This is a genomic window from Denitromonas iodatirespirans, assembly GCF_018524365.1.
Lineage (GTDB): Bacteria > Pseudomonadota > Gammaproteobacteria > Burkholderiales > Rhodocyclaceae > Nitrogeniibacter > Nitrogeniibacter iodatirespirans.
This window is the reverse complement of the sequence record NZ_JAEKFT010000044.1, coordinates 1-24,716: the sequence shown is the minus strand read 5'-3', so window position 1 is coordinate 24,716 and position 24,716 is coordinate 1. Positions and strand designations below refer to the sequence as shown.

General features: G+C 69.0%; 25 protein-coding genes and 2 pseudogenes. 13 read left to right on the top strand and 14 right to left on the bottom strand.

Annotated features, from left to right (window positions below):
- Positions 1–120 (top strand): annotated as a pseudogene (locus tag I8J34_RS22575) (IS5/IS1182 family transposase); the annotation flags it as partial.
- Positions 121–287: 167 nt separating this feature from the next.
- Positions 288–659 carry a HEPN family nuclease gene (locus I8J34_RS22570; RefSeq protein WP_214363895.1) on the top strand — a complete coding sequence of 124 codons (372 nt, stop codon included), beginning with the start codon at positions 288–290 and terminating at the stop codon, positions 657–659.
- A gap of 334 nt (positions 660–993) precedes the next feature.
- Here the strand turns inward: I8J34_RS22570 and I8J34_RS22565 are convergent.
- Positions 994–1,357, bottom strand: a pseudogene (locus tag I8J34_RS22565) (transposase); the annotation flags it as partial.
- A gap of 119 nt (positions 1,358–1,476) precedes the next feature.
- Between I8J34_RS22565 and I8J34_RS22560 the strand changes: the two are divergent.
- A complete protein-coding gene (locus I8J34_RS22560) occupies positions 1,477–1,854 on the top strand; it encodes a protein kinase family protein (RefSeq protein WP_214363894.1) in 378 nt (125 codons plus the stop codon).
- Here I8J34_RS22560 and I8J34_RS22555 read toward each other — a convergent pair.
- Positions 1,766–2,368, bottom strand: coding sequence for a carboxymuconolactone decarboxylase family protein (locus I8J34_RS22555; RefSeq protein ID WP_214363893.1), 603 nt, complete (start codon positions 2,366–2,368; stop codon positions 1,766–1,768). The genes I8J34_RS22560 and I8J34_RS22555 overlap by 89 nt on opposite strands.
- Complete coding sequence (locus I8J34_RS22550) at positions 2,365–3,555, bottom strand: YbfB/YjiJ family MFS transporter (protein WP_214363892.1); 1,191 nt, start codon at positions 3,553–3,555, stop codon at positions 2,365–2,367. The genes I8J34_RS22555 and I8J34_RS22550 overlap by 4 nt, the downstream gene beginning before the upstream one ends.
- A 132-nt stretch (positions 3,556–3,687) precedes the next feature.
- Here I8J34_RS22550 and I8J34_RS22545 point away from each other — a divergent pair, with 132 nt between their 5' ends.
- Entirely contained in the window at positions 3,688–4,575 is an 888-nt protein-coding gene (locus tag I8J34_RS22545) for a LysR family transcriptional regulator (RefSeq protein WP_214363891.1), read from the top strand.
- 20 nt (positions 4,576–4,595) lie between these two features.
- Here I8J34_RS22545 and I8J34_RS22540 read toward each other — a convergent pair whose 3' ends face one another.
- Entirely contained in the window at positions 4,596–5,156 is a 561-nt protein-coding gene (locus I8J34_RS22540; protein WP_214363890.1) for a flavodoxin family protein, read from the bottom strand.
- 138 nt (positions 5,157–5,294) lie between these two features.
- Between I8J34_RS22540 and I8J34_RS22535 the strand changes: the two genes are divergently transcribed.
- From I8J34_RS22535 to I8J34_RS22520, 4 genes are all read left to right on the top strand, one after another.
- Positions 5,295–6,206 carry a LysR family transcriptional regulator gene (locus tag I8J34_RS22535; RefSeq protein WP_214363889.1) on the top strand — a complete coding sequence of 304 codons (912 nt, stop codon included), beginning with the start codon at positions 5,295–5,297 and terminating at the stop codon, positions 6,204–6,206.
- A 181-nt stretch (positions 6,207–6,387) separates the two neighbouring features.
- Positions 6,388–7,320 carry a DnaJ C-terminal domain-containing protein gene (locus I8J34_RS22530; RefSeq protein WP_214363888.1) on the top strand — a complete coding sequence of 311 codons (933 nt, stop codon included), beginning with the start codon at positions 6,388–6,390 and terminating at the stop codon, positions 7,318–7,320.
- 16 nt (positions 7,321–7,336) lie between these two features.
- A complete protein-coding gene (locus I8J34_RS22525) occupies positions 7,337–7,642 on the top strand; it encodes a chaperone modulator CbpM (RefSeq protein ID WP_214363887.1) in 306 nt (101 codons plus the stop codon).
- 3 nt (positions 7,643–7,645) lie between these two features.
- Positions 7,646–8,578: a zinc metalloprotease HtpX gene (locus I8J34_RS22520; protein ID WP_214363886.1), complete on the top strand. Its 933-nt coding sequence runs from the start codon at positions 7,646–7,648 to the stop codon at positions 8,576–8,578.
- Positions 8,579–8,606: 28 nt separating this feature from the next.
- On the opposite strand, the gene I8J34_RS22515 is transcribed toward I8J34_RS22520, so the two are convergent.
- The 8 genes from I8J34_RS22515 to I8J34_RS22480 all read right to left on the bottom strand — a co-directional run bounded on the left by I8J34_RS22515 (position 8,607) and on the right by I8J34_RS22480 (position 13,401).
- Positions 8,607–8,936, bottom strand: coding sequence for a DHCW motif cupin fold protein (locus I8J34_RS22515; protein ID WP_214363885.1), 330 nt, complete (start codon positions 8,934–8,936; stop codon positions 8,607–8,609).
- 86 nt (positions 8,937–9,022) lie between these two features.
- Complete coding sequence (locus I8J34_RS22510) at positions 9,023–9,574, bottom strand: DUF1697 domain-containing protein (RefSeq protein WP_214363884.1); 552 nt, start codon at positions 9,572–9,574, stop codon at positions 9,023–9,025.
- A gap of 25 nt (positions 9,575–9,599) precedes the next feature.
- Positions 9,600–9,986, bottom strand: coding sequence for a GNAT family N-acetyltransferase (locus tag I8J34_RS22505; protein ID WP_214363883.1), 387 nt, complete (start codon positions 9,984–9,986; stop codon positions 9,600–9,602).
- Positions 9,987–10,103: 117 nt separating this feature from the next.
- Positions 10,104–10,304 (bottom strand): hypothetical protein, encoded by a 201-nt coding sequence (locus I8J34_RS22500; RefSeq protein ID WP_214363882.1) that lies wholly within the window; start codon positions 10,302–10,304, stop codon positions 10,104–10,106.
- Between the two features lie 3 nt (positions 10,305–10,307).
- The gene (locus I8J34_RS22495; protein WP_214363881.1) at positions 10,308–11,078 is read right to left on the bottom strand and encodes a LamB/YcsF family protein; all 771 of its coding nucleotides are present in this window, start codon (positions 11,076–11,078) and stop codon (positions 10,308–10,310) included.
- 18 nt (positions 11,079–11,096) lie between these two features.
- Positions 11,097–12,128: a 5-oxoprolinase subunit C family protein gene (locus I8J34_RS22490; protein WP_214363880.1), complete on the bottom strand. Its 1,032-nt coding sequence runs from the start codon at positions 12,126–12,128 to the stop codon at positions 11,097–11,099.
- Entirely contained in the window at positions 12,125–12,856 is a 732-nt protein-coding gene (gene pxpB / locus I8J34_RS22485; protein WP_230411966.1) for a 5-oxoprolinase subunit PxpB, read from the bottom strand. The genes I8J34_RS22490 and pxpB overlap by 4 nt, the downstream gene beginning before the upstream one ends.
- Positions 12,857–12,858: 2 nt before the next feature.
- Complete coding sequence (locus I8J34_RS22480; protein ID WP_230411965.1) at positions 12,859–13,401, bottom strand: winged helix DNA-binding protein; 543 nt, start codon at positions 13,399–13,401, stop codon at positions 12,859–12,861.
- Positions 13,402–13,544: 143 nt separating this feature from the next.
- Between I8J34_RS22480 and I8J34_RS22475 the strand changes: the two genes are divergently transcribed.
- Genes I8J34_RS22475 through I8J34_RS22465 form a run of 3 tightly spaced genes read left to right on the top strand, consistent with a single transcriptional unit; the run spans position 13,545 to position 16,404 of the window.
- Positions 13,545–14,534 (top strand): TRAP transporter substrate-binding protein, encoded by a 990-nt coding sequence (locus I8J34_RS22475; RefSeq protein WP_214363879.1) that lies wholly within the window; start codon positions 13,545–13,547, stop codon positions 14,532–14,534.
- A 48-nt stretch (positions 14,535–14,582) separates the two neighbouring features.
- Positions 14,583–15,101, top strand: a complete 519-nt coding sequence (locus I8J34_RS22470) for a TRAP transporter small permease (RefSeq protein ID WP_214363878.1) — start codon at positions 14,583–14,585, stop codon at positions 15,099–15,101.
- A 4-nt stretch (positions 15,102–15,105) separates the two neighbouring features.
- Positions 15,106–16,404 carry a TRAP transporter large permease gene (locus I8J34_RS22465; protein ID WP_214363877.1) on the top strand — a complete coding sequence of 433 codons (1,299 nt, stop codon included), beginning with the start codon at positions 15,106–15,108 and terminating at the stop codon, positions 16,402–16,404.
- An 18-nt stretch (positions 16,405–16,422) separates the two neighbouring features.
- On the opposite strand, the gene I8J34_RS22460 is transcribed toward I8J34_RS22465, so the two are convergent.
- Both I8J34_RS22460 and I8J34_RS22455 read right to left on the bottom strand, forming a co-directional pair.
- Positions 16,423–20,430: a PAS domain S-box protein gene (locus I8J34_RS22460; protein ID WP_214363876.1), complete on the bottom strand. Its 4,008-nt coding sequence runs from the start codon at positions 20,428–20,430 to the stop codon at positions 16,423–16,425.
- Positions 20,430–21,986: a Ycf46 family AAA ATPase gene (locus tag I8J34_RS22455; protein ID WP_214363875.1), complete on the bottom strand. Its 1,557-nt coding sequence runs from the start codon at positions 21,984–21,986 to the stop codon at positions 20,430–20,432. The genes I8J34_RS22460 and I8J34_RS22455 overlap by 1 nt, the downstream gene beginning before the upstream one ends.
- 200 nt (positions 21,987–22,186) lie before the next feature.
- Here I8J34_RS22455 and I8J34_RS22450 point away from each other — a divergent pair, with 200 nt between their 5' ends.
- Both I8J34_RS22450 and I8J34_RS22445 read left to right on the top strand, forming a co-directional pair.
- The gene (locus I8J34_RS22450; protein WP_214363874.1) at positions 22,187–23,800 is read left to right on the top strand and encodes a peptide chain release factor 3; all 1,614 of its coding nucleotides are present in this window, start codon (positions 22,187–22,189) and stop codon (positions 23,798–23,800) included.
- Positions 23,801–23,886: 86 nt separating this feature from the next.
- Positions 23,887–24,432 carry an OmpA family protein gene (locus I8J34_RS22445; protein ID WP_214363873.1) on the top strand — a complete coding sequence of 182 codons (546 nt, stop codon included), beginning with the start codon at positions 23,887–23,889 and terminating at the stop codon, positions 24,430–24,432.
- Positions 24,433–24,716: the final 284 nt, after the last annotated feature.

The window sequence follows — 24,716 nt, the reverse complement described above, 5'->3', positions numbered from 1 at the left end:
AAGACCCGCTATCGAGGGATCGCCAAGAACGAGGCGCAATTGTTCTCACTGTTCGGCCTCGCCAACCTCGTGCTCGCGCATAAAAGGTTGATGGCGCCCGACACGCAAGGTGCGTCCTGAAACGGGGCAAAGGCGATGAAATCGTGCGAATCCGGCCTTCCAGAGTGCCAATTCCGTATTCCGCGATTCAATTGCGAGCGATTCCACGCGATTGCGAACGATGATCTGCCTCCCGTTGCCGAAAATCGGATTTGTTCAGTACTTCCCTAAAGGCATCGGGCGTCGAGGTGTACGAAGTAACCGCCTTGGTGAATTCCATGCTTGGGTTACTCGTCTTCCCACAGCAGCGATATATCAACTCCATACCCGAAACACCGATCGAAGAACTTGCCCGGCAGGGATGGCCAGTTCCAAAGGTCGTCGGAAACTTCCGTCAAGTTCCCAATCTCCGCCAGTTGGTGCGACACCTTAGAAACGCGATCTCTCACTTCAATGTTGAGTTCTTCGCGGACGATTCAGGGCAGATCGCTGGTCTAACCGTTTGGAATGTCGATCCACGTTCAGATCGCACAACATGGAAGGCCCGCTTATCTGTGTCCGACCTAGACGCGATCGCGCACCGCTTTATCGCTCTAATTTTGCGGGAACCGCAGCTGTGATCAGACCGCTGTTCAAAATTCGGTCTAACGATTAAGGTTAGATCGTGATCGCGAAGCGATCCACGATCTGAACCGTTTGTTGGACGAGCCCGGTCCTCGGGCGATGCCGCTCGATTCTTCCCCTGCAAATATCTCTCGCTGATCCGCCCCGAATGGGGCGGTTTTGATGTGGGCGCGCCGTCTTCCACCCGCAGCCAGCGCCGCCGACTGCGTCCTTGAGACCGAATTCGGTCGATTTGGGCAGCTTCGAGCCGAATTCCAGGCGAGCCGGTCTCTGGGCTTGCGGGCGCCGAACTCCCTGCTCGAAACCGATTGAATGCGCCCGGTTACATGATCAACACACCGTCGCCGGCTCGATGGGTGGCGAGGTGGGATGTATCGCTTCGGGTAGCCTCAGGCGCGTGCGCACAATGCGCATCGCCGCGCTACAGCACGGGCAGGGCACGGCCGGGCGCAGTCGTTTTGGTGGCGCTGCTGGAATGAATCTGAGCAGCCACTGCAACAGCGCGATCAGGCGCTTGCTGTTCGGGAGCAGGAAGCCGAAGTTGCGCGTGCGGCGAAAGCCTTTGGGCAGCACGTGTTGGAGCATCAGCCACAGGAACTGTGCGGCAGGCGAGGATGTCCGCTTCGCGGATCACACCTCGGTACAGGTAGCGGCCCAGATAGAGCAAGGCCTTGTCGCCGTGGCCGACTGCCTTGCGCATGCGGGGTCTTGAAATACGACATTTGTTGCATTTCAACCTGCCCCCGGAGCCCGACGCGGAGCCCCGACGGCCCGCACTTCGTCGACTTCGACGACGCCCGCAGCGACCCCGCCATGCAAGACCTGTGGATGCTGCTCTTCGGCGAACCCATCCAGCAGCGCCGGCAGTTCGACGTGATGCTCGAAGACTACCGCCAGTTCCACGACTTGAACCCCGCCGAACGCCACCTCGCCGAAGCCCTGCGCCTCATCCACTACGCCGCCTGGATCGCTCAGCGCTGGCACGGCTCCGCCTTCCTCCACGCCTTCAGCTGGTTCGACAGCCTCCGCTACTGGCAAGACCACATCCTCAACCTGCGCGAACAGATCGCGCTGATGGACGAGCCGCCCCTGGCCGAAGAGATCAGCCCGGCAGCGCCATCAGCGGCGCCACGCCCGCGGCCGCCGGCGCCGGCGTGCGCGCCACGTTCATCACCCAGCACACGGTGCTGAAGTAACCGATCAGCGCGGTCAGCTCGACCACGCCCTGCTCGCCCCAGCACGCCAGCGCCGCCGCATAGGTGGCATCGCACACGCCATGGTGGTGCAGCACTTCGCTGGCGAAGTCGTAGGCCAGCGCGTGCGCCGCCTCCAGCCCCGAGGGCCGGGCGCCCTGCCCGAGCGCTTCGATGGCCGCCGCCGGCACGCCCGCGGCGATGGCCTGCGGTGCATGCGCCAGCCATTCGAACTGGTTGCCGGTATGGCGCGCCACGGCGGCCATCACGAACTCGCCGACGGCCTTGGGTAGCACCGAATCGAAACGCAGCGCCGCGCCCACCTCGCCCAGCCGGGTCATCAGCACCGGGCTGCGCAGCAACGGGATGAAGGGCCCGATCACCGCGCCGCGCGGCCCGTCGATGAGCGCCTGGGCGGCGGCGCGCTGGGCCGCATCGAGCGTCTCGAGCGGCGGCATCGGCAGGCGCTCGGCGGTGTTCGGGCCGAAGCCCTGGGGGATGGTCGCGGTCATGGTGTCGAGGGTCCTTTTTCGAGGCGGGCTTGGGGGTCGCGGCGCATCAGCAGCGCCGCGCCGAACAACAAACCGAAAGCGGCCAGGCTCAGCGGCCATTCGATGGGCAGCGCCAATGCACCGGTCAGGCTCACCACCATCGGCCCGAGCAACTGGCCCAGGGCGAAGGCGGCGGTCATGTCGGCGATCAGCCGCGGCGCCGCGGCGCCGGCCACCGCGCGGGCCTCCTGCATGGCGGTCATGGTGATGACCATGAAGGTGCCGCCCACGCACATCGCCGCCAGCACCAGCGCCCACAGCCCGCCGGACACCACCGGCAGCGCCACCCCCACCGCCATCACCGCATGCGCCAAGGCCCACAACTGGCGCCGCCCGAGCTGATGGGCGAAGCGGCTGGCCAGCAGCGTCGAGGCCGCGGCGGCCGCGCCGAACACCGGCCACACCCAGCCGAACACCGTCGGGTCGGCGATCAGCGCACGCGCCTGGGCGGGCAGGAAGGTGGCCGGCAAGATGTAGCCGAAGCCCAACAAGCCGTAGGCCAGCGACAGATGCCAGAACGACGCTTGCGCTCGCGGCGGCGCCACACCGCCGTGCTCGGTGGCGGTCGTCGCACCCAGCGGGCGCCACACCAGCGCCGCCCCGACCGCGGCGATGCCCGCCAAGGCCAGCCAGGCGGGCTCCGAGCTCACGCCCATGGCCGCCAGGCCCATGCACACCAGCCCGGCCGCCGCCACACCGAGGCCGACGCCGGCGAACACCCCGCCGGCCAGTTGCGGCCGCCCCATTGCGCCGAGCCGCGCCAGCGCCAGCGACGCGGTCGCCACCAGCACCCAGGCGCTGGCCACGCCGGCCACGAAACGCCAGATCAGCCACAGCACGAAGCTATCGCCGACGGCCATCGCCGCGGTGCTCAGCACCACGGCCAGCAGGCCGCCGCGGAACAGCTGCGACGGCACCAGCGCCAGCCGGCCCGCGCTGAGCGCGCCGACCAGATAGCCCAGGTAGTTGGCGCTGGCCAGCCAGCCGCCGCCGGTCAGCGACAGCCCGGCATCGACCTGCATCATCGGCAGCATGGGGGTGAAGGCGAAGCGGCCGATGCCCATGGCCACCGCCAGCGCCAGCGCGCCGGCCAGCGCTACGCGGAGCGCGGCCCGGTCGCCACCGACGCTTGCCGCCGGGGCGCTCATGCGCCCGCGCCCCATGCCCCGCGGCGTGCTGAAAACCTTGCCATCGTTCGCCCCTCGTGGTGTGTGTCAGACACAGCGTAAAGGGCTAGAATGTTTTCATCCAGTGAATATTAATGAACGGACGTTCTCAAAATGAGAAACATCGATCTCGACACGCTGGAGATCTTCCAGTCGGTGGTGGCCTGCGGCGGCATCTCGCATGCCGCGCGCACCCTGCATCGCGTGCCCTCGAACATCACCACCCGCATCAAACAGCTCGAAGCGCGCCTGGGCGTGACGCTGTTCCACCGCCAGGGGCGCGGCCTGCGGCTGACGCAGGAGGGCGAGGTGCTGCTGGGCTATGCCGAGCGCCTGCTGCGCCTGGCCAACGAGGCCGAGGCCACGCTCAAGACACGGCGCCCGCAGGGCACCTTCCGCCTCGGTTCGCTGGAGAGCGCGGCCGGCGCGCGCCTGCCGCCGATCCTCGCGCGCTATCACCAGGACAACCCCTCGGTGCGCGTCGAGCTGCTCACCGCGCCGACCAGCGCGCTGGTGTCGCACCTGCTCAACCATGACATCGAAGCGGCGGTGGTGTCGCAGCCCTTCACCGCGCCCGGTCTGGAGCGGCAGGCGCTGTTCGAGGAAGAGTTGGTGCTGATCAGCGCCCGCGGCCATGCGCCGGTGCGCTCACCGCGCGATCTGGGGCGCACTACGCTGATCGCCTTCGCCCACGGCTGCTCCTACCGCAAGCGGCTGGAAGACTGGCTGGCGACGGATGCGATCCTGCCCGAACGGGTGCTGGAGTTCGCCTCCTACCCGGCCATCGTCGCCTGCGTGGCGGCCGGCTCGGGGGTGGCGCTGGTGCCGCGCAGCGTGCTGGCCTCGCTGCGCGCCACCGACGATGTGATGACCCACCCCCTGCCCGCCGTACTGGCGCGCAACCTCACCCATCTGCTGTGGCATCCGGGCACGCCGTCGATCGCCTTCGCGCGCTTTCGCGCCCTGCTGCCGACGCTGGAGGCGGTGCCGGCACTCGGCTGACACCGCCGGCCGCCGCAGGATCACTGCAAACGCAGCGCCAGTTGCGCCACGCGCGCGCCCAGGTGCTCGGCGGTGCGCAGGTCGGACAGCTGCATGGCTTCGGCGCCTTCGTCGGCGTTCGACTGCGCCATCGCGCCCACGAAGCCGCCCAGGCGGTTCAGATCCTCGACCGAGCCCTTGCTGTTGTTGTTGCCCGGCAGCAGACCGAGATTCACCCAGGTCATGCCGTGCTGAGCGGCGAACACCGACAGCTGCATCAGCGCGCTGAGCTTGTCGCCCGACTGCGAGGCCGAGTTGGTGAAACCGGCGGCCAGCTTGTCTTTCCAGCCCTGGCCGAACCACACCTTGGAGCTGGCGTCCATGAAACTCTTGAACGGCGCCGAGACGCTGCCCATGTAGGTCGGCGCGCCGAAGATGATGGCATCGGCCGCGGCCAGGTCGTCCCAGTGGGCGTCGACCGCGTCGGCGCCGATGGACTGGACCCGCACGCCGTCGATCGAGGCGGCGCCCTTGGCGACATGCTCGGCCTGGCGGGCGGTGTGGCCGTAGCCGCTGTGATACACGATGGCGATTTTCTTCATGACGATCTCTCCGGTGGGGCGGATGGGCCATTCGCCGCGCTCCGCCATTGAATTAACTTCACTGTGAATGCATTATCAGCAAAGCCATCAACCAGAAAAACCGACAAATTTTGAGTGTTTTGTTGACACGGATTGAACATGAAACTGTCGCTTGACGCCCTGGCCATGCTCGACGCCATCGACAGCGCCGGCAGCTTTGCCGCCGCCGCCCGGCAGCTCTATCGCGTGCCCTCGGCACTCACCCATGCGGTGCGCCGCCTCGAAGACGATCTGGGCTTTGCCCTGTTCGAGCGGGTCGGCCGGCGCGCCCGGCTCACCCCGGCCGGGCGCACCCTGCTCACCGACGGGCGCCAACTACTGGCCGCCGCCAACGAGCTGGAGTGCCGCGCCCGGCGCGTGGCCACCGGCTGGGAGGTGGAGCTGCGCATCGCGCTCAACGCCTTGCTGCCCTTCAACGCACTGCTGCCGCTGATCGCCGAATTCGACGCCCAGGGACACGGCACCCGCCTGCGCTTCGACCACGAAGTGCTGGCCGGCAGCTGGGATGCGCTGAGCAGCGGACGCGCCGACCTGGTGGTGGGCGCCTCGGGCGAAGCGCTGCGCGAATCGGCCCTGGTCTCGCGCTCGCTGGGCAACGCCGTGGTGCTGTTCTGCCATGCCCCCGACCATCCGCTGGCCGCCGTCCCCGAGCCGCTGCCAACCCACGAGATCCGCAAGCACCGCGCGGTCGTCCTGGCCGATACCACGCGCACGCTGCAGGCGCGCAGCGCCGGCCTGATCAGCGGCCAGGATGCGCTGATCGTGCCGGATTTCAGCGCCAAGCTGGCCGCCCAGGTGGCCGGCCTCGGCGTCGGCCACCTGCCGCCCTGCATCGCCCAACCGGCCATCGACGCCGGGCAACTGGTGAGCCGGCAGACCGAAACCGGCTTCAGTCGCGAACCGATGCATCTGGCGTGGCGGCGCAGCCACGACGGCCGGGCCCTGCAATGGTTCGTGCAACAGCTGAGCACGCCCCACTGGCGCAGCCAGTTGCAACTGCAAGACGCCTGAGCGGCGCTACCGGCTACTTGACGGCGTAAAACCGCGAACGCCGGCCTTCTCAAGTCCTTCGTAAAGTTGCATCCTTGGATCTGTCATTCGCGGCGCGGGTAGCGCCGGGCTGCCCGCGCCCATGCACCATCGATCGCAAGCGCCGTGAATGCCCGGCCAACGACGCTCGGGACGACGACAGATGGAGTTTCACGACTACTACCAGACCCTCGGGGTCGATCGGAACGCCTCCGCCGACGAAATCAAGAAGGCGTTCCGCCGCCTGGCGCGCAAATACCACCCGGACATCTCCAAGGCGCCGGATGCCGAAGCGCGCATGAAGGAGGTCAACGAGGCCTACGCGGTGCTCTCCGAACCCGAGAAACGCGCCGCCTACGACCACCTCGGCCAGAATTACCAGGCCGGCCAGGACTTCCGCCCGCCGCCCGATTGGGGCGAGGGCTTCGAGTTCTCGACGCATGGCTTCTCGCCCGGCGAGGAGGCCGAGTTCAGCGACTTCTTCAGCCAGCTGTTCGGCGGGCCGGGCGGCTTCCGGCGCCATGGCGAGCGCCACTTCCGCGCGCCCGGCACCGATGTGCGCGCCGAGGTGATGCTCGACCTGGAAGACAGCTTCACCGGCGCCACCCGGCAACTCAGCCTGCAATTGCCCCAGGCCGACGCCCAGGGCCGGGTGCGCTGGACGACCCGCAACCTCAACGTCAAGATCCCGCAAGGCGTGCACGAAGGGCAGATCATCCGCCTGGCCGGCCAGGGCGCGCCCGGCATGGGTGGCGGTCCGCCCGGCGACCTGCTGCTGGAGGTGCGCATCAAGCCGCATGCGCGCCTGCGCACCGAGGGGCGCGACCTGCGCATGACGCTGCCGCTGGCGCCCTGGGAGGCGGCACTCGGCGCGATGGTCGAGGTCGACCTGCCCGGGGGCCGGATCAAGGTCCGCATCCCCGAAGGCGCACAGAGCGGCCGGCAACTGCGCGTGCGCGGCAAGGGCATTCCCGGCGCGCCACCGGGCGACCTGCTGCTCGATCTGCAGGTGGTGCTGCCGCCGGCCGACACCCCGACGGCGCGGCAACTGTACGAGGCCATGGCGCGGGATCTGGCCTTCGACCCGCGCCCCTGAATCGAGGAGTCGCACCATGCGCGAAGAAGATCTCCTGATCGGCAGCCTGCTCGAAGAAACCTGGATGACGCTGGAACAGGTGGCCGCCGCCTGCGCAGTCGAGCCCGACTGGCTGCGCCGGCATATCGACGAAGGCCTGTTTCCGCACGCCGAGTGCGTCAGTGGGGTGTGGCGCTTCACCCGGGTCGGCCTCGTCCGCGCCCGGCGCATGCGCCAGCTCGAACGCGACTTCGACGCCGCACCCGAACTGGCCGCCCTGATGGCCGACCTGCTCGAAGAGATGGACCGGCTGCGCGCCCGGCTGCGCCACACCGGCGCCTAGGTCATGGCGCGCCACGCCTGGATCAACCGACTCCAGACGCTGCTGCTGATCCTGACCCTGCTCGGCATCACCGCACTGGCCGGCGCCCTGCTGCTGGGCGAGAACGGCCTGTGGATCGCGCTCGGCGCCAGCGTGCTGGCCCTGCTGGTCGAGCCCGGCGCGACCTCCTGGCTGACCTTGCGCCTGTACCGCGCCCAGCCCCTGCCGCCGGCCGCGGCGCCCGAGCTGTGGCGCATCCTCGAAGAGCTGGCGGCGCGCGCCGCGCTGCCGGCCGTGCCCACCCCTTATTACGTCCCCAGCCCGATGGTCAATGCCTTCGCCGTCGGCAACCGCGAGCGCGCCGCCATCGCCCTCACCGACGGCATGCTGCGCGGGCTGTCCGGCCGCCAGATCACCGGCGTGCTGGCCCATGAAGTGGCCCACATCGCCCATGGCGACCTGCGCGTGATGGGGCTGGCGGACACCGTCAGCCGGCTCACCAGCCTGTTCGCCCTCACCGGTTTGCTGGTGGCCTTCTTCGCGCTGCCGACGCTGTTCGTGATGGATGTCGGCATCAACTGGTCGGGGCTGTTGCTGCTGGCCGTCTCGCCGCATATCGCGCTGGTGGTGCAGCTCGGCCTGTCGCGGGTGCGCGAGTTCGACGCCGACCGCAAGGCCGCCGAACTGACCGGCGACCCCGAGGGCCTGGCCTCGGCACTGGCGCGGATCGAGGCGGTCAGCCGCTCGTGGCGCCGCCTGCTGCTGCCCGGCTGGGGCAACCCCGAGCCGTCGTGGCTGCGCACCCATCCGGCCACCGACGAGCGCATCCGGCGGCTGCGCAGCCAACCGGCCCAACCCCCGGCACACGACACCTCCGCCCCGGTGTGGCACGACACCGACACGCCCGCGCGCACCCGCCACGCGCCCCGCTGGCGTATCGGCGGCTTCTGGTGGTGACAGGCGCCGGGCAGAGGCGGCCCGCCGCTCAATCCACCACGAACAGGCTGGCGCCGACGACGGTCGACGAGCGATGTGGCTCGGCACCGTCCGCCACCTGGTAGCTCATCCCCGGCGTCAGGACGAAGGTCCGCCCGTCTTCCAGCTCGGTATGCAGCACCCCGGCCAGGCACAACAGGATGTGCCCCTTCGAGCACCAGTGATCGGCCAGATAGCCGGGCGAATACTCGACCATGCGCACGCGGATGGGGCCGAACTGGCGCGTCCGCCAGCGGGCCACACCCGTCTCGCCGGGATGCTCGGTGGTCGGCACCTCAGACCAATCGGTGGTGGCAAAGGGAAGATCTGTGATGTGCATGGATGACCTCGTGCGATGAAAAATACCGGTATGGATGTCATTGGACGCCTGCGCCCGGCCTTCGGCAAGCCCCGGGCGACGGCCCTTCAGCGCGCCGCCGGCAAGGCGTTCGCGGCCGCCTGCAGCTTGCACACGGTTGCCCAGTTGCGCGTGGTCACGGCCGCGCCCATGGCGCGCGTGAAGGCCTGCACCAGCGGCGATGTCAGCAGACTGTCGGCACAGCACAGATAGGCCGCCCGCGGGCCCACGGCGTACCGGTCCGGCGCCCAGGGCGTGTTGCACAGCGTGGCGGCGGTGGCCAGCGCGGCCGCCCCCGGCACGAAGGCCACCAGGCATTTCGACGGATCGCCGCCGGCGTGGTCGGATGGGCGCGCGGCAACGATTTCGTCGAGCGCCGCCGCCGTCAGCACGATGACCGGCACGCTCAGGCCGAGCTGGTGCGCGATGGCCGCCTCGATGTCCTGCGCGATCCGGTCCACATCGGCTGTCGGCGCGTAAAAGACGGCATTGCCGCTGTTGAGCACGGTATGCACGTCGGAAAACCCGAGCCCTTCGAGGAGCGCCCGCAGATCGGCCATCGCGATGCGCTTGGCGCGCCCGACGTTGATGCCTCGAAGCAGTGCGATACAGGGGGTCATGCCGGTCTCCGGAAATGAGGGCGGTTCAAGGGCCGGGCGGCGAATACCAGTGCTCCCACGGCCCGTCTTCGCCGACGCCGCCGCCCTCGCAACGCCAGCCGCGTTGCTGGTAGAAACGCCGGGCGCGCAGGTTGCGGGTCACGCACTTGAGCGACATGGGTCGGCCGTAGCGCGCCTCGCAGGCGCGCAGCAGCGCGCTCCCGACACCGCAGCCCTGGTGTGCCGGCGATACATACAGATGGTGGATGAAGCGCTCGGGCACCCACACCGAGACGAAGCCGACGACGGCCCCCGCCAAGGTGGCGACATGGACATCTTCGCCCTCGATGCCGCCCAGGAACTCGGCGAGCGTGACCGCCGCCTCATCGAAACACCCCGCGCTCGCGCGCGAGGCATTGTAGAGATCGACCAAGGCCCCCGACTCCAGCGGACGGGCGGGCCGAATGGCCAAGGCCGGGGCGGATCTGGCAGGCCGCTTCATCGTACTCACACCGGTGCCGACTCGTTGCGATCGGGGCGGGCCCACGCCCTACTGCGACTCGGCCGCTTTCAGGCGCGCCGCGGCCTGGGCATTGGCGGCGTCGAGCTGCTGCTGCACCTGGGCCTTGAGCGCCTGCGCCTGTTCGACTTCCTTGGCCTTGGCGGCGGCCACGGTGGCGGCGCTGGTGGCGGTGTCGGCGCCGCAGGCGGCAAGGGCCGCGGCGGCGAGCGGGATCAAGAGGAAACGCATGGCTTACTCCTGGAGGACATCCGGAAGCGCGACCATAACATGCCCGTCGGCCTCCAGCGCAGCGCGCAGGGCACGCGCGGTATCGACGGCCTCGGCGTTGTCGCCATGCACGCAGATGCTGTGGATCGGCGTCGGCAGCACGGTGCCGTCGAGGGCCACCAGGCCGCCGGCCTCGAGCATGCGCCGCACATGGGCAATCGACTCGGCCGGGTCGTGCAGCACGGCGCCGGGCTGCGACCGCGGCACCAACGTGCCCAGGGGCGTGTAGGCGCGGTCGGCAAAGATCTCGAGCGCCACCGCCAGGCCGGCGCGCTCGCCGGCGATGGCCAACTGCGAGGTGGCCGGGGCGAGCAGGATCAGCGTGGGGTCGAAGGCGCGCACGGCGCGGGCGACGGCCTCGGCCATGGCCGTGTCTTCACAGGCCATGTTGTTGAGCGCGCCATGCGGCTTCACATGCGTGACACGGCCGCCCTCGGCCTGCGCCATGCCGGCCAGCGCGGCGATCTGGTAGATCAGCAGCGCTTCGAGCTCGGCCAGCGGCAGCTGCATCTTGCGCCGGCCGAAGCCTTGCAGGTCGGGAAAGCCGGGATGCGCGCCGAGACTGGTGCCGCAGGCCAGCGCGGTGCGCACCGTGGTGCGCATGACGAGCGGATCGCCGGCGTGGAAGCCGCAGGCGATGTTGGCCGAATCGACGACGGGCAGCAGGGCCTCGTCGGCGCCCATCGGCCAGGCGCCGAAGGATTCGCCCAGATCGGCGTTGAGATTGAGGTGCATGGCAGGTCCTCCGGACGGTCAGTCGTCTTCGCGGCCATCGATGATGCCGCTGAGCAGATTGCGGGTATACAAGGCGTCGAGGTCGATCATCCCTTCGCCGCCGACCGGTGCGATGCGCCGCAGGGCATCGCCCACGGCCTGCTCGGCAGCGCGGGCGAGCGCTTCGGCCTCGACCACGCCGAGCGCGGCAAAGCGCACCGTCTGGCCGGGCTTGCGGTCGGCCAGACGGGCCAGGTCGGCGCTGATGACGGTGGCGATCTTGGGATAGCCACCGGCGGTCTGGCCATCGACCAGCAGCACGATGGGCTGGCCGTTGCCGGGCACCTGGATGGCACCGGGCACGGTGGCGTCGGAGACGATCTCGCGCGCCGCCGCATCGCGATGCGTCAGCGCCGGCCCGGACAGGCGCACGCCCATGCGGTCGGCTTCGGGGGTGATCGTGAAGTCGGTGGCGAGGAAGGTGTCGATGGCCTCGGCCGTGAAATGGTCGGCCTGCGGCCCAAGCACCACGCGGATCGGGCCGGGGTCGGCCTCGGGGGGCGAGCGCAGTTGCAGCTCGGGCGTGGGCGGCGCGTCGGCGACCGGCAAGCCGTCACCGGCCTGCAGGGCGCGGCCGTCGACGCCACCTAGCCCGGCGCGGCCGTAGGTGGACGCGCTGCCGAGCACTGGCGGGCCATCGAGGCCGAGCACGGCGACCACCGCCAGGCGGCCGTCGCCGGTGTGCACCACGCGCAGCGTCTCGCCCTCGGCCAGGGTCAGGCTGCGCCAGGCGGCCACCGGCTGGCGGCCGTCGGCGGTGAGGTGTTCGAGCTGGGCGTTGCCGGCCACGGCCAGACGCACCGCGCCGTCGCGGGCAACGAACTGCTGGCCGCCGTCGAAGCATTCGATGGCCGGCGCCTGGGCGGCATTGCCCACCAATGTGTTGGCGATACGCAGCAAATGGGGCGCCAGCGCGCCGGCCCAGGGCACGCCGATGCGTCGCCAGCCGCGCCGGCCGGCATCCTGGATCGACGCCAGCGCGCCGGGGGATTTGATCTCGAGACGGCTCATGCCTGCTCCTGCGCCGGGGTGCACCACTGCTGCGGATCGATGCGCCCGGCGGCCAGGTCGGCGGCGAGCGCGGCGAATTCGTCGGCCGGCACGGGCGTGAAGCGCACCCGGTCGCCGGCCGCCAGCAGGGCCGGCGCATCACGGCCGGCGTCGAACAGCGGCACCGGGCAACGCCCCAGCAGATGCCAGCCACCGGGGCTTTCCCACGGGTAGATGGCGGTCAGGCCGGTGGCAATCGCGATGCTGCCGGGCGGCACGCGCACACGCGGTTCGCTGCGGCGCGGCAGTTGCAGCGGCGCGGGTACATCGCCCATGAAAGGGAAGCCGGGCAGGAAGCCGAGCATGTACACCACGTAGTCGGTCTGGCTGTGGGCGGCGACCACCGCCTCGGGCGTGAGCCCGGCCGTCGTCGCGACCTCGTCCAGATCGGGCCCGAACGCGCCGCCGTAGCAGGCCGGCAGGCGCCAGTGGCGGCCGTCGACGGCGGGGGCATGGTCGGCTGCGTCGATGAGCGGGCGCAGCGCCGCGTCGAGCTCGGCGCGGGTGGTCTGCAGCGGGTCGTAGATGACGGTCAGCGAGCGGAAGGTGGGCACCGTTTCGATCAGGCCGGCCACCGGTGCCTGCGCGATCGCGACATCCAGCGCGGCGACCCGCGCCTGCAGGGCCGGGTCGATGGTCTCGCCGAACTCGATGGTGACGGCGCCGTCGCCGAGATCGAGCATGCGCATGATCAGAGACTCGAGGTCGAGGCCGCGCGGGCGGCCTGGTCGTAGCGGCCGGAGAGCGTGCGCAGCAGGCGGGCCAGATCGCCGATGTGGGCGTTTTCCTCGGCGGCGCCGGAGAAGCCCGGCATCAGGCAGGCCTCGCGCACCTCGCGATAGCGCAGGCAGGCATCGCGCCCTTCGACGGTGGCGCTGTAGAAGGCCTCCTTGCCCTTGCGATGGCTGCTGACCAGCTTGAGCGCCATCAGCTTCTTGAGCGAATACGACACCACGTGGGTGTCCTCCACATTGAGCACGAAGCAGATGTCGGCCAGGCGCTTGGCGCTCTCGCGATGCACCACATGGTGCAGCACCAGCACGTCGATGGTGGTCATGTCCTCGAAACCGGCGGCGGCCATGCACCGCATCATCCAGCGCGAGAAGCCGTGCCAGGCGACGATCATGCCGTATTCGAACTCCGACAATTCCGGCGATTTGGCCGATACCAGGTGCTCGGACGAGACGATCCGGCTCGGTGCGGGGCGCCCGTCCATGGGAAATATTTTCGACATTTTGCTATCACCTCGTTGATGTTTTGTTGACAAATTATAGATGTAATACCAAAGTTGCAAGGCCGCGACAGAAAAATCCGGTTGCGTTTCACCACGACACCCCTGACGTTCACCCTTCAGAACGCCGCGCAAGGAGACACCCGATGAGTTCCTTCAAGTTCTTCCGATCCGCCCTGTGCGCCACGCTGGCGAGCTTCGGTCTGAGCACCGCCGCCCTGGCCGAAACCACCTGGGACATGCCCACGCCCTACCCGGCCAACAACTTCCACACCGAGAACATCCAGCAGTTCGCCGACGAGGTGGCCCAGGCCACCGGCGGCCAGCTGAAGATCACCGTGCATCCGGGCGGTGCGCTGTTCAAGGGGCCGGAGATCAAGCGCGCGGTGCAGGCCGGCCAGGCCCAGATCGGCGAGTTGCTGATCAGCTCGCTGTCCAATGAAGACCCCCTCTACGCGCTCGACACCGTCCCCTTCCTGGCCAGCAGCTATGCCGATGCGGCCAAGTTGTGGAAGGTGTCGCGCAGCGCGGTGGAGAGCCGCCTGGCCAAGCACGGCCTGAAGCTGCTGTTCGCCGTGCCCTGGCCGCCGCAAGGCATCTACACCAAAAGCGCAGTCGACAGCATGAGCGATCTGCGCAACATGAAGATCCGCTCCTACAGCCCCACCGTGGCGCGCATGATCCGCCTGATGGGCGGGCAGCCGGTGACGGTGCAGGCCGCCGACCTGACCCAGGCGCTGGCCACCGGCGTGGTGTCGGCCAACATCACCTCGTCCTCGACCGGCTACGACTCGAAGAGCTGGGAGCAGCTGTCGCACTACTACGATGTGCAGGCCTGGCTGCCGAAGAACATGGTCTTCGTCTCGCAGCAGGTCTTCGACGGTCTCGACAGCGGCACCCGCGACGCCCTGCTCAAGGCGGCCGCCGCCGCCGAAACCCGTGGCTGGAAGGTCTCCGAAGAGAAGACTGCCTGGTATGTCGACCAGCTCAAGCAGAACGGCATGAAGGTGTTGGCACCGAGCGACGCCCTGCGCGGCGATCTGAAGAAGGTCGGCGACAACATGACCGAAGAGTGGCTGGAGCGCGCCGGCGCCGAAGGCAAGGCCATCCTCGACGCTTACCGGTCCGCCAAGTAATCCGGTGGCGGGGGTGCATGTCACCCCCGCCGCCACGGAGGAACGCCCATGCGCCACATCCTCAATACCCTGTATCGCCTGTCCGGCGCCCTGGCGGCGGTCGGCATGGTGGCCACGCTGGTGATGGTCACCGCCGGCATCGTCACCCGCCCGTTGGGCATCTACCTCGAAGGCTCGGACGACTACGCCGGTTATGCCATGGCCGCCTGCGGCTTCCTGGCGCTGGCCTACACCTTCAAGCATGGCGAGCACATCCGCGTCACGCTGCTGATCGACCGCATCGGCGGCGCCTTTCAGCGCAGCCTGCAGTGGATCGCGCTGCTGGTGGGCTGCGCCGTGTCGGCCGCGCTGGCCTGGTACAGCCTCCGGCTGGCCTGGCAGTCGCATGCCTTCGGCGAGCTCTCGCAGGGCGTGGACGCCACCCCGCTGTGGCTCCCGCAGCTGTCGCTGGCCATCGGCGCCACGATTTTCTTCATCGCCATGCTCGACGATCTGGTGATGACCACCCTGGGCCGCCCCTGTGCCCGTCTTGCCCAGCCCGGCCAAGAGCCGGTGCGCATGGAGTAACGCCATGGATCTGATGGTTGCCGGCCTGCTCTTGCTGGCCATGCTGGTCCTGCTGGCCAGCGGCGTATGGATCGGCCTGTCGCTGATCGCCGTGGGCGCGCTCGGCATGCTGATGTTCACCACGCGCGCACCGGGCGACGGCATGGCCGTGGCGATCTGGGGCATCGGCTCGAGCTGGACGCTGACCGCCCTGCCGCTGTTCCTGTGGATGGGCGAGGTGCTGTTCCGCACCAAGCTGTCCGAAAACATGTTCCGCGGCCTCGCTCCCTGGGTCGAGCGCCTGCCGGGGCGGCTGCTGCATGCCAACATCCTCGGCTGCACGCTGTTCGCCGCGGTGTCGGGCTCTTCGGCCGCCACCTGCGCCACCGTCGGCAAGATCAACCTGCCCGAACTGGAGCGGCGCGGCTACCCGACCTCGCTGGCGCTGGGCACGCTGGCCGGCGCCGGCACGCTGGGGCTGTTGATTCCACCGTCGATCATCATGATCGTGTACGGCGTGTCGGCCGACGTGTCGATCGCCAAGCTGTTCATCGGCGGCGTGCTGCCCGGCCTGCTGCTGGCCAGCCTGTTCATGGGCTGGGTGATCGTCTGGTCGCTGCTCAACCCCGACAAGATCCCGGCCGGCGAGCGCACCACGGGGCTGATGGAAAAGCTGCGCGCCTCGTGGGGGCTGATGCCGGTGGTGCTGCTGATCGGCGCGGTGCTCGGCTCGATCTACACCGGTATCGCCACCGCCACCGAGGCCGCTGCGCTGGGCGTGATCGGTGCCTTCGTCATCTCCGCCGCTCAGGGCTCGCTGAGCCGCGAGAGCTTCTTCGCCAGCCTGATGGGCGCCACCCGGCTGTACTGCATGATCGGGCTGATCCTCGGCGGCTCGGCCTTTCTCACGCTGGCCATGGGCTACATCGGCCTGCCGCGCCACCTGGCCGAGTGGATTGCCGGGCTGGGGCTGTCGAAGGGCATGCTGCTGGTGGCGCTGACCGCCTTCTTCATCCTGCTCGGCTGCTTCCTCGACGGCATTTCGGTGGTGGTGCTGACCATGGCGGTGCTGCTGCCGACCATCCAGACCGCCGGCATCGACCCGCTGTGGTTCGGCGTGTTCGTGGTGGTGGTGGTCGAGATGGCGCAGATCACCCCGCCGGTGGGCTTCAACCTGTTCGTGCTGCAGGCCATGACCGGTCGGCAGATCACCGAGGTGGCGCGCTATGCGCTGCCCTATTTCCTGCTCATGTGCGCGGCCGTGATCTGCCTCTACTACGTGCCCGGGCTGGTCACCTGGCTGCCGAGCCAGATGATCGGCTGAGCCTCCCCGGCGCGCCGCTCACCCGTCCGCCGGCGCAGCGTCCGGCAGGCGGGTGTGGCGGATCGCCTCGACCAGGTCGGCGAGCTGCAGCTCGATGGCATCCACCTGTTCGGGCGAGGGCGCACGCCCCTGATTGATCGCCATTTCGACCTCGGCCATGCGCTCGACCAGGGCATCGGCCCCCAGGCTGCCGAGGACCCCGCGCACGCGGTGCAGCAAGGCCGCAGCCGCCGGCAAGTCGCCGGCTGCCAGCATCGCCCGCAGCGCCGCCCCATCCTCGCCATGCTGGCGCACGAACACGGTGAGCATGCGCGTGTAGAGCGCCGGCTTGCCCATCATGCGGCGCAGGCCGGCCGCCACATCCAGGCCGGCGATCGCCGGAAAACCGGGCGCAGGCGACAGCGCCGGCGCCTCGCCGTGCCGACCGCACCAGCGCGCCAGGGTGGCGAGCAGCTGCGGCGGATCGACCGGCTTGGCCAGGTGGTCGTTCATGCCGGCCGCCAGACACTGCGCGCGCTCGTCGGCCATCGCATGTGCGGTCATGGCGATGATCGGCAGCACGGCGAAGCGGTCCTCCGCACGCAGCCGGCGGGTGGCTTCGAGGCCGTCCATGTCGGGCATCTGCACGTCCATCAATACCGCGTCGACCGGCGGCAGATCGTCGCGCATCAGTCGGTCGAGCGCCTCGCGCCCGGTGCCGGCGCTATCCACCGTCACCCCCTGCTCGGCCAGCAGGGTTTCGGCGATCAGCAGGTTGACCGGGTTGTCTTCGGCCACCAGCACGCGCAGGCCGTTCAAGTCGTACGACAGCGCGGCCGCCGCCGCTTCGGTGACGGCCGGTGCGGCCACGCCCAACTCGATCTCGAACAGGAAGGTGCTGCCGACGCCCGGTTCGCTATGCACCGCCACATCGCCGCCCATCAGGCGCACCAGATGGCGGCAGATCGACAGCCCCAGGCCGGTGCCGCCGAATTTGCGGGTGGTCGAGCCGTCGGCCTGGGCAAACGGCTGGAACAGCCCTTCGATCTGGCCCTCTGTGAGCCCGATGCCCGTGTCCTGAACGGCAAACTGCACCCGCACCCGGTCGCCCTGCGGCGCCTCGGCGCGCACCGTCACGGCCACTTCGCCCTCGGCGGTGAACTTGACCGCATTGCCGACCAGGTTGGTGAGCACCTGCCCGAGCCGCATCGGATCGCCCACCAGCCGCGCCGGCACGCTCGGCGACACCGACACATGCAGCGCCACCTGCTTGTTGCGCGCCTCTTCGCCGAACAGCGCCAGCTGCTGGTCGAGCACCTCGTCGAGGGCGAACTCCGACTGCTCCAGCGGCAATCGCCCGGCTTCGATGCGCGAGACGTCGAGCACATCGTTGATGACGCCGAGCAGGGCCGTGCCGGCGCGGTGGATCTTGTGCACATAGTCGCGCTGGGTGGGGTTCAAGCCGGTGCCCAGGCACAGATGCGAGAGCCCGATGATGGCGTTCATCGGGGTGCGGATCTCATGACTCATGTTGGCCAGGAAGCGGCTCTTGGCCTGCGTGGCCTCCTCGGCCAGCTGCTTGGCCCGGCGCAGCGTGGCCTCGGCCGCCTTGCGCGCCGAGGCGTCCTCCAGCACCCAGATGCCGTGGCTGATGTCGCCGTCGCGCTCGGCCAGGCCGCTGACCGCCACGCCGACCCACACCAGCGAGCCGTCGCGCCGCTGCATCTGGCATTCGCCGCGCCACTCCTCGCCCGCCGCAAGTGCCGCCCACACTTCGGCCTGCAGATCGCGCGGCGCGCCGTCGGCATCGCGCATCGGCGGCAGCGCATCGCCCAGTTCGGCCAGCGAGTAGCCGCTGACCTGGGTGAAATGCGGATTGGCGTATTCGACCTGGCCGGCGCGGCGCGTGATCAGCACCATCACCGGGCTGTGCTCCACCGCCAGCGACAGCTTGCGCACCTGACGGTTGGCGGCGCGCCGCTCGGTGATGTCGTAGGTCCAGCTGAGCACCACCCGCTGCCCGGCAAAGCTGCCGTAGGCCATGCTCAAGAGCACCCAGTAGACCGAGCCGTCGGCGCGGCGCAAGGCCACTTCGCGGTCGAGCACCGGCTCGCCGGCCTCGAGCGCGGCCAGCGCGGCTTCGCGCTGGGCCGGGTCGACATAGCGGTCGATCACCGGGGTGCGCATGAAGGCATCCTGCGACAGGCCGGACATGGCGCAGGCGCGGGCATTGGCGAACACCGGCAGGCGGTCGCCGGTGAGCACCACGCCGATGGGGCTGGATTCGAGAATGCGGCTCAGCTGGGCTTCGGCATCGCGCGCCCGGCGCTCGGCCGCCTTGGCCTCGGAGATATCCACCACCACGCCGAGCAGGCCGCCGGGCCGGCCGTCGGCCAGGCGGAATCCGCGGCCCCAGTAGAGGGTGTCGCGGCGCTGGCCGTCGGCAAAGCGCAGCACCTGATGGCGATTGACCGCCGCCGCATTGGCGATCAACCACTCGTCTTCGGCATGGTTGTTCGCCCGCTCGCGCGCCGGCAACACCTCCACCTCGAGAATGGTCTTGCCGCGCAGCGTATCGCGGCTCACGCCGAAGGCCGCCTCGAAGGCGGTGTTGCAGCCGATGAAGCGCGCGTCCGCCCCCTTGTAGAACACCGGATTGGGCATCGCGTCGATCAGCTCCTCGACGAACAGCAGCTGGTCGGCCAACTCGGCCTGCTTGTCGGCCAGATCGCGGGTCCGCTCGGCCACCGTGTCTTCGAGCACATCGCGCGCATCAGCCAGCCGCCCGGTGGCGTCCTGCAGCAGCGCGCGCATCGCCGCCTGGCTGTCGACCAGGGCCGCCATCTCGCGCCAGTGCCCTTCGATCTCGGGACCGGGGCCGAGGTCCAGCTGCCCGATGCGTTCGCTCTGCGCCACCAGCGCCTCGAGCGGCCGCCGCACGCGATCGGCCAGACGCCGTGCGATCAGCACGCCGACGGCGATGACGCCGAGCATCAGCGACACGAAGATGGCCGCATCGCGCGCGCGCGCCGGCACGAAGTCCGCTTCCGGCGCAAAGGCCGCCACCCACAAGGCGTTGGCGCCCAGATGCATGGGAATGAACTCGGCCTGCCAGCGCCGGCCGTCGAGCAGAAACCCGACATCGCCCGCCGGCCGACCGGCCGCCGCCCAGGCTTTGGCCCCCGCGCTCAGGTAGGCCACATCGAGCGCCGCGACCGGTTCGAACACCGCCGCCCGCAGGGCCTCCGGCGCCTCGAAGCGCGGCGCCGCGGGCAGACCGAGCACCTCGCCGGCATCGCTCAGGATCGCCACCCCGCCCCGGGTGCCCACCTTGGTGCCGACGGTGAGCTGCGACAGATCGGCCAGCAACACGTCGAAGGCCAGCACCCGGCGCTGGCCGTCGGCGCCGGTCCAGCGGGTGGAGACGGTCATGCCCGGTTCGCGGGTGGTGAAGAAGAGATAGGGCCGGGTCCAGAACAGGTCGCCGTCGTCGGCGGTGCCCATGGCGCCGACGAACCACGGACGCTCGCGCGGCTCGTAGTCGCTGTCGACCACGCCGTCGCTGACCACCTGACCGTCCTCGGACCAGCGGTTCACCCGATGCCGGCCGACAGTGCCGGGCAGGCCGGTGAAGCGATTGCGCCACTGGCCGTCGGCTTGCTGCAACAGCAGCAGCTCGCGGCCGTCTTCGTGCGCCAGCAGCGCGGACGACAGCCGTGGGTCCCGCGCCAGCAAGGGCTGCAACAGCTGATTGAAGGTCTCGGGCGCGGCGAGATCCAGCAGCCCCGCCCGCCCCCACGCAGCCGCCGTTTCCAGCTGCCGTTCGATCTGGCGAAAATCCTGCTGGATCTGCTCATCGACGCCGTGGCTGGCCTGGCGCACGGCGGCACGTGCCAGTTCGGTGGTGGTCGGCTTGAGGATCAGGCCGTAGAACGCCGCGGCGAACACCAGGAAGCACACCACGATCAACAGGGCGAACTGGCGCATCAGGCCGCTCACCAGCGACGGGCGGGCGGCGTGCTTGACGACGGACGGACGCTCCGCCATCAGTCGGCCGGTACGCAGCGCGCCCGAGCCCAGTCGCGCAGCGCCGCCACCTGCTCGGCCATGATGATCGACAGCGGCCGGGTGCGCGCCGCTTCAGCCACCAGGTGGGCGCTCTCCAGCGCGGTGCCGTCGGCCAGGGATTCGTACCGGCCGGCAACCACCAGCTGCTCGATCTCGGCCCCCGAGAAGCCGTCGGTGACCACCACCAGGGCATCGAGATCGAAACCTGCCGGATCCTGCCCGTGCCGCTTGAGGTGGATGTCCAAGATGTCGCGCCGCACCGCGGGCGTGGGCAGATCGACAAAGAAGATCTCGTCGAAACGCCCCTTGCGCAGCAGCTCGGGCGGCAGGGCGGAGACATCGTTGGCGGTGGCCACCAGGAACAGCCGGGCCTGCTGCTCGTTCATCCAGGTGAGCAGATGGCCGAGCAGGCGGCGCGACACCCCGCCGTCGGTCTCGCCGCCGCCGGCCAGCGCCTTTTCGATCTCGTCGATCCACAGCACCGCGGGCGCCATGGCTTCGGCACTCGCCAATGCCTCGCGCAGTTTGCGTTCGGTCTCGCCGGTGTATTTGTCGTACAGGCTGGCGATGTCCAGGCGCAGCAAGGGCACCCGCCAGCTGCCGGCCGTGACCTTGGCCGCCAGGCTCTTGCCGGCGCCCTGCACACCGAGCAGGAGCATGCCCTTGGGCATGGGCAGTCCGGGGGCGCTGCGCTCGCCGGTGAACACCGGCCGCCGCTTGGCCAGCCAGGCCTTGAGCGCGCCCAGGCCACCGATGTCGTCGGGGCCCAGCGGGGTCATCTCCACCGACAGGGCAGTGCCGCCGAGCAGGCTCTCTTTGTGGCGGATGACGCGAGTGAGATCGTCGGCGGTGATCAGGCCGTCGTCACGGATGGCGTTGCGCAGCAGGCGGCGCACGTCTTCCTCGGGCAGGCCGACCACCTGATGTACCAGCGCGTTGACGATGGCCGATTCGCCACGCACCGGCTGGTCGTTCTGCTGACGGTAGAAATCGAGCTCCTCGCGGAGCAGCCGCTTGACGCCATCCACATCCGGAATGCGCAGCGTCATGTGCGCGGCATGGCGCGCCAGCTCGGCCGGCAACACCACGCGTGGGGCGACCAGCACCAGCGTGCGCTGCGACACCGGATGATCGAGCGCCACCTCGCGGATCAGGCGCAGCACCACCGGATCCTCGAGAAAAGGGTGCGGGTCGAGCAACACATACAGCCCGCTGCTGGCGTCCTTGTCGATGTATTGCAAGGCCTGCTCAAGCGGCCGCGTGTCGGCGATCGCCCGGCGCTGGCCATCGCTGCGGCCGGCAGCCGACGGCGTGTCACCGACGGTGGCGAACAAGGTGTTGGTGGCGCGGGCCGGACCGTAGCGGAAGTTCTGCTGGCTCAGGCCGTCGGCCACGCTCCAGCCATAGAGATCGAGATTGTCTTCACGCGCCAGGCGCTCGATGAGCCGCAGCACCTTGGGCTCTTCGACGGTTTCGATACAGACCAAGGGCACGCGGGAGCGCACCAGGGCGGACAGTTCGCGGAAATCGGGCATCGGTTTGCGGGAAAGAGAGACTCCGGCAGTATATCGGCCGGCACCGCCCGCACTGTAGCCATTTCACATAGCGCGCCGAGCGGCGCGGCACGCCTTCGGTCGATGCCGCTTGATCCCGCGCCCGGCTTTCGGTAAAAGCCGTGCTTTGCGTTTGCATCGGCGGCACGTCGGCTCGTGCGCGCCCACCGGACACCGTTTTCATGACCGCCACCCCCTACCCGCCCGAGTTGCTCAAGCAGGCCCAGCGCCGCCGCACCTTCGCCATCATCTCCCACCCCGACGCCGGCAAGACCACGCTGACCGAAAAGCTGCTGCTGTTCGGCGGCGCGATCCAGCTGGCCGGCACGGTCAAGGCACGCAAGAGCGCCCGCCATGCCACCTCGGACTGGATGGAGGTGGAAAAGCAGCGCGGCATCTCGGTGACCAGCTCGGTGATGCAGTTCGACTACATGGGCCACACCATCAACCTGCTCGACACCCCGGGCCACGAGGACTTCTCGGAAGACACCTACCGGGTGCTCACCGCCGTGGACGCCGCAGTGATGGTGATCGACGCGGCCAAGGGCGTGGAGGCGCAGACCATCAAGCTGCTCGACGTGTGCCGCCTGCGCAACACGCCGATCATCACCTTCGTGAACAAGCTCGACCGCGAGGTGCGCGAGCCCTTCGACCTGCTGCAGGAAATCGAGGAGGTGCTGAAGATCGAGTGCGCCCCGGTGACTTGGCCGGTGGGCATGGGCAAGGCCTTCCGCGGCGTGTACCACCTGCTCGAGAACCGCATCCTGCGCTTCACCCCGGGCGAGGAGCGCAAGAGCGCGGCCGAGATCATCACCAACCTCGACAACCCCCAGCTCGACACCCTCTTCCCCGGCGAGATCGGCCAGGTGCGCGACGATGTCGAGCTGATCGAAGGCGCCAGCAGCCCCTTCAAGCTCGACAGCTTCCTCGCCGGTCGGCAGACGCCGGTGTTCTTCGGCTCCGGGATCAACAACTTCGGCGTGCAGGAGATCCTCCAGGCGCTCATCGACTGGGCCCCGCCGCCGCAGCCGCGCGACGCCGGTGAGCGCCTGGTGGCCCCGGCCGAGCCCAAGTTCTCGGGCTTCGTGTTCAAGATCCAGGCCAACATGGACCCCAAGCACCGCGACCGCATCGCCTTCTTCCGCGTGTGCTCGGGCAAGTACCAGCCGGGCATGAAGACCCGCCACCAGCGCATGGGCCGCGAGTTCAAGATCGCCAACGCGCTGACCTTCATGGCCAACGAGCGGGTGCACATGGAAGAGGCCTACGCCGGCGACATCATCGGCATCCACAACCACGGCCAGCTGCAGATCGGCGACACCCTCACCGAGGGCGAGGACCTGCACTTCAAGGGCATCCCCTATTTCGCGCCGGAAATGTTCCGCGCCGCCCGCCTGCGCGATCCGCTCAAGACCAAGCAATTGCAGAAAGGTCTGCAGGAGCTGGGCGAAGAAGGCGCCATCCAGGTCTTCGAGGCGATCGGCGGCAACATGCTGCTCGGCGCCGTCGGTCAGCTGCAGTTCGAGGTGGTCGCCCAGCGCCTGAAAGACGAGTACAAGGTGGACGCCATCTTCGAGGCCGCCGACATCTACACCGCCCGCTGGCTCACCTTCAAGGACGAGGCCACGCGCCGCAAGTTCGAACGCGAACAGGCGCTGCGCATGGGCACCGATGTGGACGGCAACCCGGTCTATCTGGCCACCACCCGCTACAACCTGCAGGTGACGATGGAAAAATGGCCCGAAGTCGGCTTCCATGCCACCCGCGAACACGGCCAGGTGATCGCCACAGCCTGATACATCCCCCGGCAGACGCCGCGGCGGCAACAGGCTAAAATGCCGCGGCTTGCCAATTTCATACGCACTGCTTCGAGGTCCGAACCATGCAAGACGAAGATGATGATCTGCGCGTCGTTCTCGGCGTACTGTTCGGGGTGATCGCCCTGGTGATCGGCTTGGTCATCGGCTTGGGGGTCTATACCCTCAACCGCGCCAATGTCGTGCCGGTGACCGATGCCACCCCCACCCCGGTGGCCGAGATCATGCGCTCCGCCGCCGACGGCCTGCCCACCGAGGCGGTGGCCTTTACCGACCTGGCGCCGCAGGGCGATGCCCAGGTCAAGGTGTACTTCGCCGTCGGCGACACCGGCCTGAACGAGGCATCCGCCGCCGACCTGGCCGCCTTCGCCGCCACTGCGGCCGAGGCGCTCGCCAGCGGCGACAAACAGGTGCTGGTCTCCGGCTTCCATGACGCCTCCGGCAGCGCCGAGGCCAATGCCGAAATCGCCAAGACCCGCGCCATGAGCGTGCGCAACGCCCTGCTCGCCGCCGGTCTGGCTGCCGACAAGGTGGTGCTCAGCAAGCCGACGCAAACCCTCGGCGACGGCGATCCGGCCGACGCCCGGCGGGTGGAAGTGCGGCTGCAGTAAGCCGACCCCTTACAGCGAAAGCCGGGCCTCGCCCGGCTTCAACCTACCGAAGAACCCTGCCCATTCCGGCAGGGTTCTCTTTTTTCCACCCCACGCGCGGCCCTCATGTCCGGTCACATCATCGCAGCTTGACCACGCCTCAACTGATCGCCATGCATCAGGCACATCGGCCTTCACCTGAAAATTTTTCCTTGCCAATGTCATTTATGACTGTAGAATCGCTACCCGTCACGGCTGCAAGGACCGCCCCATGTTCACCTCCGACACCCGCCTGTTCGCGCTCA